Source organism: Streptococcus taonis, from assembly GCF_029948085.1.
In the GTDB taxonomy this organism is placed as follows: Bacteria; Bacillota; Bacilli; order Lactobacillales; family Streptococcaceae; genus Streptococcus; species Streptococcus taonis.
On record NZ_JARZZP010000003.1, the window covers coordinates 48148 to 67552 of the forward strand.

A 19405-nucleotide genomic window follows, 5' to 3' on the forward strand; every position below is an offset into this window, starting at 1 on the left:
ATCATACCTCCTCAAAAGGAATTGTTGGTATCTTGGCAAGGATATCTTCTCGAGTAATCGCTCCTTGACGTAGAATCTTTACCTTGTCACCAGATAAGTCTAAAATAGTCGAATCCTGACCTGTTAAAAAAGCATCGTCTTCTAGTCCCAAGACCTCTTGGTCAAAATCTTGAAGAATCTTGTGAAAATCTACTCCACTTGATTGCCCTGAGATATTGGCAGAAGGTCCTATTAAGGGGCCAAACTCACGAATCAAGTCCAGAGTTACTGGATGACTCGGCATGCGAAATCCAACAGTCGTCAAATCTGAATTAACCCAGTAGGGAACCTTGGTATTAGCTTCTAAGATAATGGTCAAAGGGCCTGGCAAAAAACTTTCAACCAGTTTATTGAGATAAGGTGGCTGATTCTTAGAAAAGTTCAAGATATCGTCTAAACTTGCGACATTGAGATTGAGCGCCTTATCTCTAGGGCGACATTTAAGCTGATAAACATGGTCAACTGCCTTTTTATCCAAAGCTTTTGCAAAGAGACCATAAACTGTTTCTGTCGGCAAAACTACAGCTCCACCATTTTCAAGCTCTTTCTTAATTTTCTCAATCATCAATGACAACCATCCTATCTTGGCCAAATTGATCTTTCAGAGTTCGAACTCGCTTCTCGGGAAAATTTTCCTTAAAGAGAGCAGGTACACTTTGTCCTTGTTTGTAGCCAATTTCAAGATAAATCTTACCACCATCATTTAGAAAGTCCTTTGATTCTTCCGCAATTCTGCGATAGATCGCTAGACCATCCTCATCTGCAAAGAGGGCTAAATGTGGCTCTGAATGGAGAACATTCAAACCTACTTCTGCCTCATCTACTCGAGATATGTAAGGTGGATTGGATACAATTATATCATATTTTGAAGAAATTTCGGAAAAACAGTCAGATTTAATAAAGGATAATGTTAGACCTTGTTTATTAGCGTTTTCCATCGCCAGATCCAAAGCATCTTGAGAAATATCGGCAGCTGTGATTGTCCAATCAGGTCTATTTTTAGCTAAGGCAAGAGCAATAGCACCACTCCCTGTTCCAATATCCAGAACTTTAAGATTTTCCTTTGGATTCTCAGCCAGGGTGAGCTCCACTAGTTCTTCTGTCTCTGGTCGAGGAATCAAGACCCGCTCATCTACTTTTAACTTCATCCCAAAGAATTCAGCATGACCGATAATATACTGGGCGGGTATATGATTTGCCAATTTCCTGTAAATGTCCTCTATAAGCTGTAACTCTTCATCTGTTACCTCTCGCTGGAGAGCAAAGACAAAGTCTGTAAAAGATAGATTTTTCAGGCTACGATAGACAAAGGAGAGGCTTTCTGCTTCCTCTCCTTGTGCTATCAACTTTTCCTCAAAATCCTTAAAAATTTGAGCTAATTTCATTATTTGTTTAATTCTTCCAATTTTTGAGTTTGGTCGTAAAGAACCAAGGCGTCCACAACTTCATCTAGTTTACCAGACAAAATCGTATCTAGTTTTTGAAGAGTCAAGCCAATACGGTGGTCGGTAACACGGTTTTGTGGGAAGTTATAAGTACGGATACGTTCTGAACGGTCACCAGTACCGATAGTAGACTTACGCTCTGCGTCTTGCTCGTCTTGAGCAATCTGTGCAAAGTGGTCAGCAACACGCGCACGGATAATCTTCATAGCCTTCTCACGGTTCTTTTGCTGAGTACGTTCTTCCTGCATTTCAACCTTGATATTGGTTGGCAAGTGAACAATACGAACGGCAGTCGCAACCTTGTTGACGTTCTGTCCACCAGCTCCAGATGCGTGGTAAATATCCACACGAAGGTCTTTTGGATCAATGTCGTACTCTACTTCTTCCACTTCAGGCATGACAAGGACAGTCGCTGTCGAGGTATGGACACGCCCTTGACTTTCTGTCACAGGGACACGCTGTACACGGTGAGCACCTGATTCATACTTAAGTTTAGAGTAAACTGACTGACCAGAAACCATAGCAACCACTTCTTTGAAACCACCGACACCGTTCATAGATGCTTCCATGACTTCAAAGCGCCAGCCTTGAGCTTCAGCATATTTTTGGTACATAGTTAGCAAATCGCCAGCAAAGAGGGCTGCTTCATCACCACCTGCAGCTCCACGGATTTCAAGGATGATATTCTTGTCATCGTTTGGATCTTTAGGAAGAAGCAAGATCTTCAGTTTTTCTTCGTACTCTTCTTTTTCAGCCTTAGCATCTTTCAATTCTTGCTTGGCCATTTCTTCCAAGTCAGCATCTCCGCCTGATTCTTTAATCATTTCCTCAGCATCGACGATGTTTTGAAGAACTTGTTTGTATTCACGGTAAGCTGTGACGGTATCACGAGTAGAAGCTTCTTCTTTTGAGAGCTCCATGAAACGCTTGGTGTCTGAAACGACATCCGGGTCACTCAGCAATTCTCCCAACTCTTCATAACGGTCTTCTACAGCTTGTAGTTGATCATAGATATTCATTTTTTCTCCTTATTTCTCAATTGTTAAATCGTATATTGCTACTACTTCGTTCTCAAATATTTCCCCAGTTTCTTTAAATCCATAACTGAGGTAACAAGATCTTGCATGTTCATTTTCTGGTTCATAAGACAACCAAAGTTTATTGGATAAACCTGCTGGCGCTGTCCGAACATAGTCTAGCACCTTATCCATAATTGGTTTAAAGTATCCTTGATCTTGAAAATGCTTATCAATCATGAAACGAAATAGTAAATAATTTCCATTACTAATTCCGATTTTTTTATCATATACTAACATCACAAAACCTATGATTGCATCATTATCGTAAACTGCCAATGGAGCTACAAAATCTCCATTTTTTGTGTAGACATATGCTTCAGCTAAACTAATTGCGTTAGTAGCAATAAATTGTTTTTGATATTCTTTAACATCCAAATTCAGAACATCAAAATAATTTTCCATTGTAACATCTCTTAGTTCAATTGTCATAGTCTTGTTCCTTTTTGGATATTATCAGTGGTGCAAAATAATGTTTACGGCAAACCGAGATATAGGTTTCATTGCCACCTATCTGGATTTGCTCACCATCATAGACTGGCAATCCGTCCTGCGTACGCAAGACCATGGTCGCTTTTTTCTTGCAATACTGGCAGATGGTCTTGATTTCATCAATCTTATCTGCTAAAAGCAAGAGGTGTTTAGAACCTTCAAATAGCTCATTGCGAAAGTCATTTTTTAAACCAAATGCCATAACAGGTATGTCTAACTCATCAACAACACGAGCTAAGTCGTAAACATGGTGACGCTTTAAAAACTGGGCTTCATCGACAAGTACACAGTAAGGCTTTTCAGGTAAATCTCGGATGAACCCAAAGATATCCGTCGTTTCCTCAATAGCAACTGCTGGTCTTTTCATCCCAATTCGACTTGAAACATAGCCAACACCGTCACGCGTATCCAGAGCCGAAGTCATAATCACAACTCCCTTTCCTTGCTCCTCATAGTTATAGGCTACCTTAAGAATCTCAATCGTCTTGCCTGAGTTCATGGTCCCATAACGATAATACAACTGTGCCATGCTTCTATTTCACGTCCATTTCTAAATTTTTGCTACATTCTAGTATACCATATTTTCTCAAAGCTTTAAACGACAAATTGTGGTAAAATAGAAGAAATCAAATAACTAGTGGAGGACGCAATTATGCCATTTGTACGCATCGATTTATTTGAAGGACGCACGTTAGAGCAAAAGAAAGCCCTAGCCAAGGAAGTAACGGAAGCTGTGGTTCGCAACACTGGTGCACCTCAATCTGCTGTTCATGTCATTATCAACGATATGCCTGAAGGAACCTATTTCCCACAAGGCGAAATGCGCACTAAGTAAAGCTTAAGCAATCTGCTTAGGCTTTTCTTTCTAAGTGGCATTCGTTGAATAAAACATTATATTTTGTTACAATTTTAAGAGATATTAGTCAATACAAACAAATAAACTATAAAGGAATTGAAATGATTACACGGGAATTTGATACCATCGCAGCAATCTCCACTCCACTAGGTGAAGGGGCTATTGGGATTGTTCGTTTAAGCGGAACAGATAGCTTTGCTATCGCCCAGAAAATCTTTAAAGGCAAGGACTTGAGTAAGGTTGCTAGCCACACTCTTAACTACGGTCATATTGTTGATCCTGTGACAGGGAAAGTCATGGATGAGGTCATGGTTGGAGCTATGAAATCTCCAAAGACCTTCACTCGTGAAGACATTATCGAGATCAATACCCACGGTGGAATCGCCGTAACCAATGAAATTCTCCAACTGGCTATCCGCGAAGGTGCTCGTATGGCAGAGCCTGGTGAGTTTACTAAGCGTGCTTTCCTGAACGGTCGTGTCGACTTGACACAGGCCGAAGCTGTTATGGATATTATTCGTGCCAAGACGGATAAGGCCATGAATATTGCAGTCAAGCAACTAGACGGTTCTCTATCAGACTTGATTAACAATACTCGTCAAGAAATCCTCAATACACTAGCACAAGTAGAGGTTAATATCGACTATCCTGAGTATGACGATGTGGAAGAAGCCACTACTGCTGTTGTCCGAGAGAAGACATTGGAATTTGAGCAATTACTAACCAATCTCCTTAGAACAGCTCGTCGTGGTAAAATCCTACGTGAAGGGATTTCAACGGCTATCATTGGTCGTCCCAACGTTGGGAAATCCAGTCTACTCAACAACCTCCTACGTGAAGACAAGGCTATTGTAACGGATATTGCAGGTACTACCCGAGATGTCATCGAAGAATACGTCAACATCAATGGTGTACCACTTAAGTTGATTGATACTGCGGGTATCCGTGAAACAGATGACATCGTCGAACAAATCGGTGTCGAGCGCTCCAAAAAAGCTCTCAAGGAAGCTGACTTGGTACTACTTGTCTTAAACGCCAGTGAACCTCTAACTACCCAAGACCGACAACTTCTTGAAATCAGTCAAGATACCAATCGAATCATTCTTCTCAACAAAACTGACCTGCCAGAAGCGATTGAAACTTCTGAACTTCCAGATGATGTCATTCGTATTTCAGTCCTTAAAAATCAAAACATTGATAAGATTGAAGATAGAATCAACAACCTTTTCTTTGAGAATGCTGGGTTGGTTGAGCAAGATGCTACCTACCTATCCAACGCTCGTCATATTTCCTTGATTGAGAAGGCTGTTGAAAGCCTACAAGCTGTTAACGAAGGTCTTGAGCTGGGCATGCCAGTTGATCTGCTTCAAGTTGATTTAACTCGAACCTGGGAAATCCTCGGAGAAATCACTGGTGATGCTGCACCAGATGAACTCATTACACAGTTGTTCAGCCAATTTTGTCTGGGTAAATAAGAAAAAACTAGGTCAAAAAAATGCTAGTCACCTAAAAAGAGGTTGGGACAAAAAGATCCCGACCTCACTTTTTATTATCAATCATAATTTGACGCGGTAGCTGATTGAACTTTTTGTTCGTCTTTTAGACTCCAAAAAGTTCCTAATCATCCTCGCGGGGCTGGGACTACGAAATCAAGACTTTGTCTATCGATTTCTGTCCCACCGCCTTTTCTTTCACATTCTAAGTTATATCCTACCTTAGCAGATATTGGAAACAAAACTTACCAGTTCTTTTCTATTTTCACTTAGTCTTTAGGTAATTTGCCAGCTTTTTCAAGCATTTTTTTGATTAAATAAGGCATCTTGACATTTTCACGACCTTTTTTCTCAATTAATTTTTTAACAAATTCTGGCATTTGTAAGTCTTGTGATTCATCTAAAATATTCTTAGTGTCATCCGAAGGGACTAATTCATCAAAGGTTTCTTCTTCTGGGAGGAATTCTCTAAATTCTTTATGTTCATTAGCTCGGATAATATTGACCAAGGCATCAATCAAACGAGAATCTGTATTTGGCATTGGTGGACGATGGTAGTTCACCTCCAATTCCTGACACAAGTCATGACATTCTACATCGTTGTCAAACAAGACTTCAATATGCTCACTGATAAAACTAATAGGCACAAAAATATAATGCTCTGGATGTTCTTCCTGTTCTCTAAGATACTCCAATACATCTGGTTTAATCCAAGGAATACCAATATCACTTTCGCTCTGCCAAGTGTTGGTATATTGTTCTGGTTTCAAGCCTAATTTCTCAGCAATTAACTTGCTATTTTCGAAAATCTGGTCGATATAGGGATCACCAAAATCCAAGGCAAAAATGGGTACGCTGTGGGCAGAAAAGATGACTTTAAAGCTATCCTGTTTCACCTTTTCTTTTAAAATCTTAGCAATTTCAGCTGTCCAATAGTTTAATAGTGCTTCTTCTTGATACCAGTCCTTAATAACTAAAAACTGAATTTGTTTGCTTTCCAGAAACTTTTCGTACCCCATGACAGAGTAAAAAGAATAGTGTGGCTCTAAAATCAAGCAAATACATTTTTCAATTCCATCTGCTTCCATTTGCCGAATTATATCTGAAATAAAAGGGGTTGAAAATTTATTGGCAAAATAGACACTATATTCATTTCCTAACCTAGCTTCTACCAAGGCAACTTCTTCACGGGTAATTTTTTGAAGTGGAGTTCCTCCAATTCGAACATAATTATCATAAAGGGTTTGAATCTCGTGGTCTTGAGGTCGAACTCCTCGACGAATGTTGGTAAAAAAGTCGGCTACTCCTTCAAAGGTAATCTCTTCTGGTGAACCAAATGTCATCATTAAAATCGCTTTTTTCATCTCTGCATCCTTGTGATATTTTTATCTTTTTTATTGTATCACTAAAGAAGCCATAAGTAAACGATAACATAAGGATTTTATCTCCCTTCTGACTTTTGTTTTTCTCTTCTTTCTATGATACAATGGTTTTAAAAGAAGGAAAAAGGAGTTACGATGAAATATCCAACATTGTTGGAGCGTTTTTTGACTTATGTCAAAGTCAATACACGTTCTGACGAACATTCAACCACTACACCAAGTACCCAAAGTCAAGTAGACTTCGCAACCAATGTCCTCATCCCAGAGATGAAACGTGTTGGACTGCAAAACGTCTACTACCTTCCAAATGGTTTTGCGATTGGTACCTTGCCAGCCAATGATCCATCTTTAACACGTAAAATTGGCTTCATCTCCCATATGGATACTGCTGACTTTAATGCCGAAGGAGTCAATCCACAGGTAATTGAAAACTACGATGGTGGTGTGATTGAACTAGGTAATTCTGGTTTCAAACTCGATCCAGCGGATTTCAAGAGCTTAGAGAAATATCCTGGCCAAACCTTAATTACTACAGATGGAACTACCCTTCTCGGGGCTGATGATAAATCTGGTATCGCTGAAATCATGACAGCTATCGAATACTTGACTGCTCATCCTGAAATTAAACACTGTGAAATCCGTGTTGGCTTCGGACCAGATGAAGAAATCGGTGTCGGTGCCAATAAATTTGATGCAGAAGATTTCGATGTCAACTTTGCTTATACAGTTGACGGTGGACCTCTTGGTGAATTGCAATACGAAACCTTCTCTGCTGCAGGTGCAGAACTTCACTTCCAAGGTCGTAATGTTCACCCAGGAACAGCTAAAGGGCAAATGGTTAATGCTCTCCAATTAGCCATTAACTTCCACAATCAACTTCCTGCAACCGACCGTCCAGAGTTGACTGAGGGTTACCAAGGTTTCTACCACCTCATGGATGTAACAGGTACTGTTGAGGAAGCGCGTGCCAGTTATATTATCCGTGACTTCGAAAAAGAAAACTTTGAAGCGCGTAAAGCTGCTATGCAAGCTATCGCTGATAAGATGAACCAAGAACTTGGTAGTGATCGTGTTACTTTAACTTTGACAGACCAGTACTACAACATGAAAGAAGTCATTGAAAAGGATATGACACCAGTAACCATTGCTAAAGCGGTAATGGAAGACCTTGTTATCACACCTATTATCGAACCTATCCGTGGTGGAACTGACGGATCTAAGATTTCCTTTATGGGAATTCCAACGCCAAATATCTTCGCTGGTGGCGAGAATATGCATGGTCGTTTTGAATACGTTAGCCTTCAAACTATGGAGCGTGCTGTTGACACTATTATTGGAATTGTAGCTTATAAAGACTAAAGAGATCGGGAAAAAATTCCCGACCTCTTTTTTATCAGCAGCCTACTTTTGACACGGTAGCTGTCTGAACTTTTTATTATTCTGCTACTTTTTCTCTTGTTTCTGGAGAGCTAGTTGCAGGAGTTAAGTTTGACTCAGCTTGTTTATCGTTTGTTTCTGTATTGGCTGTTTCCGTGCTAGCTTCAGCTGGCTTTACTTTGGATTGAAATTCTTGGTTTAACAAAACGATTTCTTGAGCAAGAGCCAAAAGAGCTTGCTTGTCTTTGCTTGCGGCACTAAGCTTATCAAATAAGGCGTCCACTTTTTCAAAGTCAGCATCAGACCCATTATTCATTTCTAAATAAGTATGAAGGGCAATGACACCATTATAAAGTTTTTGGTAGAGAACTAAAACCTCTGGGTCTTGTTTGACATTCTCACGTTCATTCTGAATGGTTAGTGAAATACGTTTCAGAAGATCTTGGACTTGCGTATTTAATTCATCAAGGTCTGCGTCATCTTTATCTAGAGCAGCTTTCAGATTTTTAACTTCGTCAGCAAGTGAAGCTTTAACTCCCTCTTCTTTGACTTGAGCCACTAATTCTTCAGCTTTTGTTAAAAGTTCTTCTACTTGACCTTTTCGAACATGATTGCTTTGTTCCTCAGGTTGAATATCATCAAACAAACCTTTCAAAAATTCATAGACTGCCGTTTTGGCACTATGACCATCCACTTTTTCAGTGTCTAGGATCGTTTCAGAAGGTTTATGAGCAACTGATTCATTCCTCACTGCTTCTTCTACCTCTAATTTTGTTTGATAGATTTCAGGGAAGAGTTTGTTCAAGTCAGTTGCCTTAAGGAAAGATTGTGACTGATAAAGAGTCCAAGTTAAGTTAGCAACTTTATTTCTAAGAGTGTCATTTAAACGACCATCTGACAGATGTTGATAGAAATACTTAATGTATTCGACTGTCGTAACACCAGTACGATCATTAAAATCTTGCAGAGCTTGTAGTTTAGCTTCAACTGCATCTAAACCAGCCTCATCTTGAGCCAATTTATTTTCTTGGAGTTGAGCCAATAGATCCTTTTTAGGAAGTCCATAAGCATCCGTATCCAAGGTATTAATCTTATCTACTAAAGCTTGATATTTCTTGTCTAAAGGACTGATTTCTGTTGGTTTTACACTAGAGTCAACGTGGATATACTGCTTGTCAAAGAGATCTAAAGCAGCCAGATAACCAGCTGTTGAGTTGGTTGAGAGCTTCTTCATATTTTCAGAGAATTGTCCCAAGGCAAGCTCAATTTGTCTTTGTAAAATTGGTTTATCTTTATAGACTTCACGACTTTCTGCTAGAAGTTGATCAACCTTATTTTGAACAGTAGCTTCATCAAAAGCACCAGGTTGGTAAGTTGACTGTAATGCTGGAATTTTGTTTTTCAAAGCGACTTCATAACCTTTAGTTTGAACCTTAATGTAGTGATTATGGTCTCCATGAGGAATGACGAAGCTACCATTTTCAACCTGCAAACTATAAGGAGAAACGCCATCACGTAAAGCAGTTGTGTAGAGTTCGTTTAGGAAATCAAGCTCTGCATCTCCTGTTTGGAGAGGAATACGAACATGTTCCTTTCGAACTGCATAAGGGTGAATGTGAGTTGGGTCATAAGCCTGGTCTGGATTTCCAAATACAAAGAATCCATTTGAGATACGAATCGCTTCAAGCGGAACACCATATGTTGTAGAGATATAAGCTATCTTTTCTTCATCGCTGGCATCTCGAGAGAAAGCTTCCACATCTTTTGCAAGTGGTTTAACAGGTTCTACCTGATGATGTTCCTTCAAGTGCTCCTGAGCAGCCTTAATCTGCTCTGTTGATAAATCCTTTTTAAAGAAATAGTGATTGTGATCTCCATGTGAAACGACAAAACCTTCCTCATCTTCACTTATCACTCGATCAGCATCGAATCCGTGATCGTGGTCTTCACCATGGTGGTGATCATGCCCGTCTTCATCATGGTGCTCATCTGATGGATTAGGTTTAACTTCGGTTTTACCTTTCAAGTGTTCCTGAGCTTCTTTAATCTGTTGAGCCGTCAAATCTTTCTTGTAAAAATAATGATTGTGGTCCCCATGAGAAACGATAAAACCTTGCTCATCTTCACTTATAACACGATTAGTATCGAATCCGTGATCGTGGGGATTGTCATGATTGTGGTCATGGTCATGGCCTTGTCCTTCTCCTTCCTGACCATGATGACCCGGCTCTTCTTGGTCGTGTCCATGGTGGTCATGATCATGATTCTCTCCATCTTCATGGTCATGGTTGTACTCATGATCTTCACTAGGTTTACTTGGAGTTTCTACAGGATTTGATGGTGTTACAAGACCTGAAAGTGGCATCAAACGAGCAATCTTTTGTTCCAAAGCAGACATACTACTATAGGGAATGAAATGGTAGTGATTACCGTGTGGAATGGCCACCCCTGATGGTGTACGACTGGTAATTTTAGCTGGGTCAAATACCAAACCATCAGATTCTCGATAGCGTTGACTAACTGGTAAAGCATATAACTGAGCAAGAAGACTTTGAAGGTCGTCCGCTTGAGCTACTGGTTTGTTTGTAGCTGAGTTATCTGCTTGAGGACTTGGTTCGACACTTGGATTCGGTTTATAGTCCGTCACACTCGGTTGACTTCTCCTGCCAGCCAGATAGGCTTGTGCAGCAGCCAACTCGCTTGAGGAAAGTGCACCCTTTGGAACGTAGTGATAATGTCCACCGTGAGGAACGATATAGGCATCACCTGTATCTTCAATGATATCTGCAACATTAAAGACATAACCATCATCCGTTGTATATCGGCCTTGAGCTCGTGCAGCAAGGACTTCCTTAGTTTCATTTCCTCTGTCTGATGTGCCTTCCCGTTTCTGACGCTCAATTTGGTCTTTGGTACGAACATTATCTGCATGGCTAGCATCTTTTAGATAGACATAGTATTTGCCATCAACTTTGATGATATAGCCACCTTTAATCTCATTGACAATATCTTCATCCTTCAGCTGATAGTTTGGATCTTTCATGACCAGTTCTTCACTAAAGATAGCATCATAAGGCACCTTACCATTATAGTAATGGAAATGGTCGCCGTGTGAAGTCACATAACCTTGATCAGTGATTTTGGTAACAATCTGTTCAGCTTCTATGCCTTCCTTCTTGCTAACTTGGTCTGGTGTCAGAGTTTCATTCTTTTTAGCTTCAGACTCTTTACCATCAACGTAGGATACACGGTTGTCATCTTTTTTCTCAGGTGCTTGATGTTGATTTAAAGCATAAGCACAAACACTTAAGGCAAGGACCACTGCAGATCCCGCTAGATATTTTTTATTAATCTTCATAATCTCCTCATTTCAATTCTTCAGCTAAGATAGCCATATTTTCTTCTAAATTTTCCAAGTAGGACTTGTCATTTTGTGGGTCTGCCTCTAAAGGATTGAGGGTTTTAAGACCCACACCTGTTGATTTGACAAGTGTGTCCGCTACCTTAGATGATGCATTGCTCTCTGTAAAGATGGTTTTGACCTTATAAGTCTTTACAAATTCCTGTATTTCTGTTAACTGTCTTGGGCTTGGTTCTTGGTCAGGAGAAATCCCTGCAATCCCAAGTTGATTAAGTCCAAATCGTTTTGCCAAATATGAAAAGGCTGTGTGTTGGGTTACAAAAGTCTTTTGATTAGCTTTTTCAAAGATGGGTTGGTATTTCTTAGTTAATTCTTGAGCTTTTTTGATAAAGGCTTGCGCATTTTTCTGATAGGTATCCTTGTTGGCACTGTCCAGTTCGGATAACTTATCAGCAATAATCTGTGCTTCTTCTGCAACCTTTTCAGGATCTAACCATGTGTGAGGATCGTACAAGGTCTTCTCATCAATCCCATCTCCAGCCTGCATATCTTCTAACCCAGGCACGCGCTCCAAGGTCATACCTTCAGATGCTTCCAACACCTTTACCTTGGACTTTTGTAGGCTTGGATCCAAACTTCCCGCCCATGACTCTAAAGTATGAGAATGATAGACGAAGACATCAGCATCATAAATGGCCGCAATGTCATTTGCAGAAGGTTCGAAGGAATGGATACCAGAACTAGACTGAATCATCCGAACATCATTCAAGTCACCAGATACTTCCTTGACCATGGCATAGATAGGATAAAAACTGGTCACAATCTTCATTCCTTTAGTTTCATGGCTATTATCTTGACTGGCTTTTTGTCCACAAGCTCCTAAAACAAGAGCAAAGAAGGCAATCATGAGCCATAGGATACTTCTGTTTTTCATAACAACTCCTTAACTAGTATTTAACCATTTAATTAACTAGTAAACATTTTACTCCTAAAAATTTAAAATGTCAATATTTTTTATGCATTTTCATGAAAAAAGTGAGAACTAGATTTCATTTTCAGTTCTCACTGGTTATTTTTAACTCACGAATTTTAATCGTTTTGACTTGTTTTAGGCTTACTATTTTTTAGTAAGGCTGTGAGATTTTCAGCTTGAGCCATAATACCATTGTTATCCATAGTTCCCAAAGTCAGATTATTTCGCAAACCAACCAAGGTTTCGCTAGCATTGGATTTAAGGTTTGCATCTGTGACTGTCTTTAATAGTTCCTCTGCTTCTTTGAGCTTAGCTTCTACCTTTTCAGTCTCAACCTGTGGTTCTTCTGGTTCAACAGGACTTTCCTCTTCAGGTTCTTCCTCTGGTTTATAGTTATTAGTAGGATCTTGACTATTATCTTTTTTACCCAAGACATGCTCGCTAGCATTTCCCCAACCATCATTTGAATGTGGACGTTCATCTGGGTGTTCTACATAGTACTTAATCGTTGCAAATAAGTCTTCAAGACTATAACCATTCGGTGCCTTATAAGATTTGTCGTCAAACCAAGCAAACTTGATATTATGGTAATGATCCTTGTGAGGAATAATTAGATTACCATTTTTTATTGCTACAGTATGTTCAACATTATAAGGTAAACGAACCAATGGAATTCGTTTTTCACCTTTAACGCGTTCGTAAATGGATGCTGCGCTTTCCGCATTGGGATTTGCCTGGGTCGCACTATCTTCAGATGGAGGGTTGATATTTTTCTCTTTGGTATAGGCTTGAGCCTCGGATTTTTCTTTATCGGACAAACTATCCTTACCTATCCAATGACTATGACCCATATGTGGCGTTACATAAGCATCTCCCTCGTCACTGATAATATCATGGGCATCAAAGATATAACCATCCGATGTTGTGTACTTATCCGCTAGCTGAGCTACACGAACTTCATCTTCACTATACTCAATTTGAGCGTTCGGCTTGTCAAGCCGTTCTGGATGACTAATCGGTGCAATAAATTTAAGCAAATCATCTACAAAGGCTACCTTGTTTACATGTTCATCACTTAATCTTTCTAGCAATTGATCTAAAGTCTGGAAGTCAGATAGCCGTCCCTTATTTTCAAGTAGGTTCCTATGCGTTTGCTCCAACAAACTATAAGCCTTATCATAAAACTCCTGATCTCTAGGAGCGACTGTACGTTTCTTATCTGCCAAGGTATGCGCTGGTGTAGCCACCTTATTCAGTTCTTTCTCAAAAGCTATAAGATTCTCTTTAGACAAATCCTTAGTCAAGACATAACGTAAAACTCCCTTTTCTTCTAGGACATATCCCTGACCAACTTTTCTGACTACTTGTTTGGCAAGCTCCTCATTAGAATGGTTATCAGGAAGTGGAACTGGTGCTGGTTGCGGATTTGGGACGGGCTGTGGAACTGGTTTTAATGTAGGATTTGGCCGTAAACTAGCTGCTCCAGGCGCTGAAATATTCCCTTGATTTTTAACTGGAATCATCCGTGCAATCTTTTCTTCCAGAGCAGACATTTGAGAATAAGGGATAAAGTGGTAATGATCTCCGTGTGGCACTGCAACACCATTTACTGTTTTTCTTGTAATTTGCGCTGGATCAAAGACAAGCCCATCTGATTCCACATGTCGTTGGCTGAGTGGCAAGGCATAAAGTTGTTTCAAAAGACTAGATACGTCTTCACTTGGACTTGCTTGATAACTATTATCCACTTGTGGGCTAACAGTTGGAACCCATCTTCTAGTATTTGCCTCAACATTACTATGATTTGTTTGTCCATATGAACTACTATTCGATGCCTCTGATGAGCTATTGCTAGAAGAATTTGTTGAAGGACGATACCCCACTGAGCTTGTTTGGCCACCTTTACCAGATAGGAAGGCTTGGGCCGCAGCAAGTTCGCTAGCTGATAAGTCACTTTTAGGAATATAATGGAAGTGATTGCCATGTGGAACGATGTAAGCATCGCCAGTATCCTCAATAATATCACTTGCATTAAAAACATAGCCGTCATCCGTTGTATAACGTCCCTGAGTCCTTGCTAAGGTAACTTCATTGCTAACTTTTGTTCCACTACCATGTCCGTGTTCTTGCTTCTGACGATTGATCTCATCCTTACTACGAATATTTTCTGCATGGGATGCATCTTTGAGGTATACATAATAACGACCATCAACCTTAATGACATAACCACCCTTGACTTCGTTGACAATATCCTCATTTCGAAGTTGATAATTCGAATCCTTCATCAAAAGTTCTTCGCTGATAATAGCATCATAAGGAACCTTGCCATTAAAGTAATGATAATGGTCCCCATGTGAAGTTACGTAGCCTTGATCGGTAATCTTAACGACAATCTGTTCAGCATTAATACCTTCTCGCTGACTAACCTCATCTGGCGTAAGATTTTCAGTCTTAGTACTAGCCTGATTCCCTTCTATATAAGACACACGATTAGACTCTTTGCTAGTCTGTACCGCTTGGTAACGCCCCAATTCATAGCTGGAAAGGCTTAATGCTAAAAGAGCTACCGAACCAAGAACATATTTTTTATTGATTTTCATCTAAACACACTTTCTATTTCATTTATTCGTTAAATAAAGAACTACACTTTTTCCTAAAGAACTTCCTTAACTGGTTAATTATATAATTGAAAAACGAAAACACTTTTAAAACTCCTCCTCCTATTTCTATATTTCAAACAAGATTTGAGCGAGTGAGTTACGTCTTTATGTACTTAACCAGTTATTTAACTAGTTAATAGTTTACTCCTATAACATAAATCTGTCAAGAATTTTTTTGTCTTTCAGGTAAAATCTAGATAAAAAAGAGGAATATCCCCTAGTATGAGATAGATTCCTCTTTATAATATTTTAGTGTTGAAATGGCATAAAATCCGAAACAAAGGAAATGTTATCCTTATCTTCTGCGTTGACAAGATTTAAAAATAGCTTTTGAAATTCTTCAAATTCATAGTCTGAATGACAAATCCACTCCTTACCCGTCGAGACATACCATTTTCCAAGACTTGCAAGTTGCTCCTTGGTCAAGGATGGTACATGAGAGCAATGTTCAAAGTTAATAATATAAACTTTTTCATAGATTGATTTGATAAAATCTTTGAGCATAAACCTTCCTCGCTTAAATTCTATACCTAATAACTAGTTGTACTATTCAATCACTTGGGTCTCAGCTAGTTTCTTGTACCAGTGAGCTGATTTCTTTGGATAGCGTTCTTGCGTTTCAAAGTCCACATAGAAGAGTCCGTAACGTTTTTCATAACCATTAGACCATGAGAAGACGTCCATGAGTGACCAGATGAAGTATCCTTTGACGTTTGCACCATCGGCAATCGCATCAGACAATACTTCCAAATGTTGTTTCACATAATCGATACGGCCATCATCGTAAACAGTGTTGTCCACAAATTCATCTTTGTATCCAAGTCCATTTTCAGTGATGTAGATTTTCTTGTAGTTTGGATAGTCTTTCTTGACGCGCATGATTTGGTCATACAAACCTTGAGGATAGATGATCCAGTCCCAGTCAGTACGAGGTACATAGTCAGGAGCTACACGACGACCAACACCCTTGATTTGGTATTTAGAGCTTCCTTTTTCTCCTTTACCATTGTGGATGATCTCAGTTTCACCATCAAAGGCTTCCATCCAGTCACTCATGTAATAGTTAATTCCAAGGAAGTCGTTCAAATCTTTAGCTGCTTCAAGTGCTGCAAAGTCTTCGTCACGAAGATCCAACTCACCACCATTTACTGATAAGATGTGGTTTACACCTTCCATTGTTGCATCTGAATAGTGTCCAAGGTAGGTTGCATCTAGAATAAACTTGTTGTGGATGATATCTTCCAACTCAGCAGCACGAACGTCTGCAGGATTTTTAGGATCCAATGGATACTTAGTTGGAAGGGCGTGAACAACCCCGATTTCACCTTTGTAGCCTTTGTCTTTGTACAATTTCACAGCACGTGCATGAGAAACCATCATATTGTGGTGGGATTGGAAGACTTTCGCAAGGTCATATTGAATACCTGGTGGGAATTTACCGACCAAGTATTGACCGTCACCGATTGGTCCAATTTCATTAAAGGTTGTCCAGTAGTTTACTTCTGGAAATTCTTCAAAACAGAAGGCCGCATAATCTACAAAGTGTTCAATGTTTTCACGATTTAAGAAGTCTCCATTTGAGTGAAGAGCTTCAGGTGTATCAAAGTGATGAAGAGTAACAAACGGTTCTACATGGCGTTTATGACATTCTGCAAATAAGTTATGATAGAATTCTACCCCTTTTGGATTTACTTCACCATAACCAGTTGGAAAAATACGTGACCAAGCAATTGAAATACGGATACCGTTTACCCCATATTCCTCAGCCAACTGCAAATCTACTGGATATTTATGGTAGAAATCACTCGCTGGTTCAGCTGTGTACCAATAGTTATCTGCTAGGTATTTGTCCCAGGCAACTGGTCCTTTACCATCTGTATGTGTAGCACCTTCTGCTTGATAAGCTGCTGTTGCGCCACCGAAAATAAAATCTTTAGGAAGTGTTTTTGTCATTTTTTCACCTATTTCTTGATTGGATAAAATGAAAAGTGAGGGGAGAGGAGTTAGTGAGCTATCCATCTCCATCTCACTTCTTGTACAAAGTCACCAAATAGTGACATAAAGGGGGAAAACAAATATATAATCCGGAAACTATTTTACAGTCCCCAAGGTCAGTCGAATTGTGACATGAGGAGGTAAAAACGATATTTCTTTACCGACGAATTAACAAGGCGATTAGGAAATTCGCCATAGCGATTTCCGTAACGATAGGAGACTGTTTTACAGTCCCTATCATCAATCGAATTGAGCTTGAACAAATGCAAGAGCACCTTGTCCATCGCGTGTCAATTTAATGTATTGAGCTCCTTCAGTCTTAGACAATTTGATTCCAAGTTTATCTGTTTCAGCCTTCATGTCCTCATAGTTTGATGCTACTTGAGGAGCAAGGATAACAAGGTCAAATTCTGGCAACATTTCACGGTGAGCACCGTAACCACCAGCAGCGGCCTTCACAGGAACATTGTATTCTGCAGCAGCTTTATTCAAAGCATTTGCAAGAAGTCCACTTGTTCCTCCACCCGCACAAAGAACGAGCACGTTTGTTTCTTCAGTAATTGTATTTTGTGCTGATTCTACTCCAGCTTTTTCAAGGATAGCATCAGCTTTAGCAGTATTGAAGTTTGCGGCTACTTTTTCTTTTAATTCATCGTTGGCTTTACCAGAACGTTCTTCTTCAAGAATTTGTTCGTCATAAACCTTGAGGAATGGATAGTAGATAACAATATCTACTACGATTAACAATGCTGCAAGAGCAAATGACAAGAACTGGAAGTTTGTACCAAGAACAATACCTAGAGGCCCAGGCGTAGTCCATGGAAGGTTGGCAGTGAATGAGTTCATGCCGAGAGTTTCGATAAAGAACTTAAAGATCCATACGTTTGCAATAGGTGCGAAGATAAATGGAATAAAGAAGATTGGGTTCAAAACAAGTGGTGCACCAAACAAGATTGGTTCGTTTACACCGAAGAATGTAGGAACTACTGAAGCACGTCCGATTGCACGATTACGCTTAGACTTACACAACCACATAAACATGAATGGAACTACAAGAGTTGCTCCTGTACCACCCATAGTGACGATAAACATTTGTGTACCAGATGTAAGGATCTTATCAGCGTGCATACCTTGTTGAAGAAGGTTCAAGTTGACTTCGGCATTTGCATAAGTAATCGCTGCAATGGCAGGTTCAACGATAGATGGGCCGTGAATACCGACAAACCAGAAGAAGGCAAATGCACCAAAGATAATGGTAATACCAAGATAGCCATCAGCTGCAGAGAATAATGGTGCAAAGAATTTACCGATTGATTCTGCAACGCTTGCACCAACAAATTGACGAGCGAGCAAGTCAAGAGCATAGAGAGAAACAACTGAAAGCGTAAACGGAATAACATCTTTAAAGACTTGTGAGATATTGGGTGGAACTTCGTCAGGCATGCGAATAGTAACGTTGTTCTTCACACAAACCTTATAGATAGCTACAGTTACAAAAGCTGCCAGGAAGGCTGAAAGCAACCCTTTTGTTCCAAGGAAACCAGTTGCAAAGCCACCCTCGATTGGGTCAGCTGCTAACATCAGCAAACCAACAATAGCTGCTAAGAGCGTTGACATATAGTTGATTTGATTGGTTTTCTCCATACTACGATTGACGGAGTCTGTTAAAGATTTAGCAGTGGTACCAGCTACCAAGACTGCTAGAATCCCCATAGAGTAGCTGTAAGGTTTCATCAAAAGTGCTACTACTTCATCAGACCATTTAAAGCCCCAAGAGTTTGGAACAAAAGCAATCAAGATAAAAATACTTGAGAAGAGAATGACTGGCATTCCTGCGATAAATCCATCCCGAATAGCACGAAGATAGATATTTCGAGATAGTTTTTCAAAGAAAGGCTTCCCTTTCTCGATATAGGCAATTAACTTATTCATTATTTAGCTCCTCTTTTATAAAGTTCAATTAAATGATGCATCAAATCTTTTAGCAAAATAGTTGTCATCAAGTGATCTTGGCCATGCATCATGGTCACGCTATAAGCCAAATCGTCACCAGCAGCTTCCTTGGTTAAAAGACTCGTTTGCGCGTGGTGTGCTTCAGCGATACAGCTACTAGCTTCCTCAACTAAGCTATCCGCTTTAGCAAAATCACCAGCTTCAGCAGCCTTCAAAGCTTCCAATAATTTTGAACGAGCATCGCCAGCATAGGCTACGATTTCAAAACCTAACAATGTTACTTCTTCTCTATTCATGATAGAA

16 protein-coding genes are annotated in these 19405 nt (G+C 39.7%); 3 read left to right on the top strand and 13 right to left on the bottom strand.

The window, feature by feature from the left end; translation table 11 throughout:
• Position 1: 1 nt before the first annotated feature.
• Genes QEZ38_RS01975 through QEZ38_RS01995 form a run of 5 tightly spaced genes read right to left on the bottom strand, consistent with a single transcriptional unit; the run spans position 2 to position 3581 of the window.
• A complete protein-coding gene (locus QEZ38_RS01975; protein WP_281334869.1) occupies positions 2 to 604 on the bottom strand; it encodes an L-threonylcarbamoyladenylate synthase in 603 nt (200 codons plus the stop codon).
• Entirely contained in the window at positions 597 to 1424 is an 828-nt protein-coding gene (prmC, locus tag QEZ38_RS01980; RefSeq protein WP_281334870.1) for a peptide chain release factor N(5)-glutamine methyltransferase, read from the bottom strand. The genes QEZ38_RS01975 and prmC overlap by 8 nt, the downstream gene beginning before the upstream one ends.
• Positions 1424 to 2503 carry a peptide chain release factor 1 gene (prfA, locus tag QEZ38_RS01985; RefSeq protein ID WP_001028815.1) on the bottom strand — a complete coding sequence of 360 codons (1080 nt, stop codon included), beginning with the start codon at positions 2501 to 2503 and terminating at the stop codon, positions 1424 to 1426. The genes prmC and prfA overlap by 1 nt, the downstream gene beginning before the upstream one ends.
• A 9-nt stretch (positions 2504 to 2512) precedes the next feature.
• Positions 2513 to 2992: a GNAT family N-acetyltransferase gene (locus tag QEZ38_RS01990; RefSeq protein WP_281334871.1), complete on the bottom strand. Its 480-nt coding sequence runs from the start codon at positions 2990 to 2992 to the stop codon at positions 2513 to 2515.
• Entirely contained in the window at positions 2982 to 3581 is a 600-nt protein-coding gene (locus QEZ38_RS01995; RefSeq protein ID WP_281334872.1) for a thymidine kinase, read from the bottom strand. The genes QEZ38_RS01990 and QEZ38_RS01995 overlap by 11 nt, the downstream gene beginning before the upstream one ends.
• Before the next feature lie 123 nt (positions 3582 to 3704).
• Between QEZ38_RS01995 and QEZ38_RS02000 the strand changes: the two genes are divergently transcribed.
• Both QEZ38_RS02000 and mnmE read left to right on the top strand, forming a co-directional pair.
• Entirely contained in the window at positions 3705 to 3887 is a 183-nt protein-coding gene (locus QEZ38_RS02000) for a 4-oxalocrotonate tautomerase (protein WP_001117401.1), read from the top strand.
• Positions 3888 to 4009: 122 nt separating this feature from the next.
• The gene (mnmE, locus tag QEZ38_RS02005; protein ID WP_281334873.1) at positions 4010 to 5383 is read left to right on the top strand and encodes a tRNA uridine-5-carboxymethylaminomethyl(34) synthesis GTPase MnmE; all 1374 of its coding nucleotides are present in this window, start codon (positions 4010 to 4012) and stop codon (positions 5381 to 5383) included.
• Between the two features lie 287 nt (positions 5384 to 5670).
• Here the strand turns inward: mnmE and hemH are convergent, their stop codons facing one another.
• On the bottom strand, positions 5671 to 6765 hold the full coding sequence (gene hemH / locus QEZ38_RS02010) for a ferrochelatase (protein ID WP_281334874.1): 1095 nt from the start codon (positions 6763 to 6765) through the stop codon (positions 5671 to 5673).
• Positions 6766 to 6918: 153 nt separating this feature from the next.
• On the opposite strand from hemH, the gene pepT reads away from it, so the two are divergent.
• Positions 6919 to 8142: a peptidase T gene (pepT, locus tag QEZ38_RS02015; protein WP_281334875.1), complete on the top strand. Its 1224-nt coding sequence runs from the start codon at positions 6919 to 6921 to the stop codon at positions 8140 to 8142.
• A gap of 76 nt (positions 8143 to 8218) precedes the next feature.
• Here pepT and QEZ38_RS02020 read toward each other — a convergent pair whose 3' ends face one another.
• The 7 genes from QEZ38_RS02020 to QEZ38_RS02050 form a co-directional block, all read right to left on the bottom strand.
• Entirely contained in the window at positions 8219 to 11518 is a 3300-nt protein-coding gene (locus tag QEZ38_RS02020; RefSeq protein WP_281334876.1) for a pneumococcal-type histidine triad protein, read from the bottom strand.
• A 7-nt stretch (positions 11519 to 11525) separates the two neighbouring features.
• Complete coding sequence (locus tag QEZ38_RS02025; RefSeq protein ID WP_281334877.1) at positions 11526 to 12455, bottom strand: metal ABC transporter solute-binding protein, Zn/Mn family; 930 nt, start codon at positions 12453 to 12455, stop codon at positions 11526 to 11528.
• A 155-nt stretch (positions 12456 to 12610) separates the two neighbouring features.
• Positions 12611 to 15094, bottom strand: a complete 2484-nt coding sequence (locus QEZ38_RS02030) for a pneumococcal-type histidine triad protein (RefSeq protein WP_281334878.1) — start codon at positions 15092 to 15094, stop codon at positions 12611 to 12613.
• Positions 15095 to 15403: 309 nt separating this feature from the next.
• The gene (locus tag QEZ38_RS02035) at positions 15404 to 15658 is read right to left on the bottom strand and encodes a DUF3884 family protein (RefSeq protein ID WP_281334879.1); all 255 of its coding nucleotides are present in this window, start codon (positions 15656 to 15658) and stop codon (positions 15404 to 15406) included.
• 42 nt (positions 15659 to 15700) lie between these two features.
• Complete coding sequence (lacG, locus tag QEZ38_RS02040) at positions 15701 to 17107, bottom strand: 6-phospho-beta-galactosidase (protein ID WP_281334880.1); 1407 nt, start codon at positions 17105 to 17107, stop codon at positions 15701 to 15703.
• 282 nt (positions 17108 to 17389) lie between these two features.
• On the bottom strand, positions 17390 to 19081 hold the full coding sequence (locus QEZ38_RS02045; RefSeq protein ID WP_248034351.1) for a lactose-specific PTS transporter subunit EIIC: 1692 nt from the start codon (positions 19079 to 19081) through the stop codon (positions 17390 to 17392).
• A complete protein-coding gene (locus QEZ38_RS02050) occupies positions 19081 to 19398 on the bottom strand; it encodes a PTS lactose/cellobiose transporter subunit IIA (protein ID WP_248034352.1) in 318 nt (105 codons plus the stop codon). Before QEZ38_RS02050 ends, QEZ38_RS02045 begins: the two co-directional genes overlap by 1 nt.
• Between the last annotated feature and the right edge of the window lie 7 nt (positions 19399 to 19405).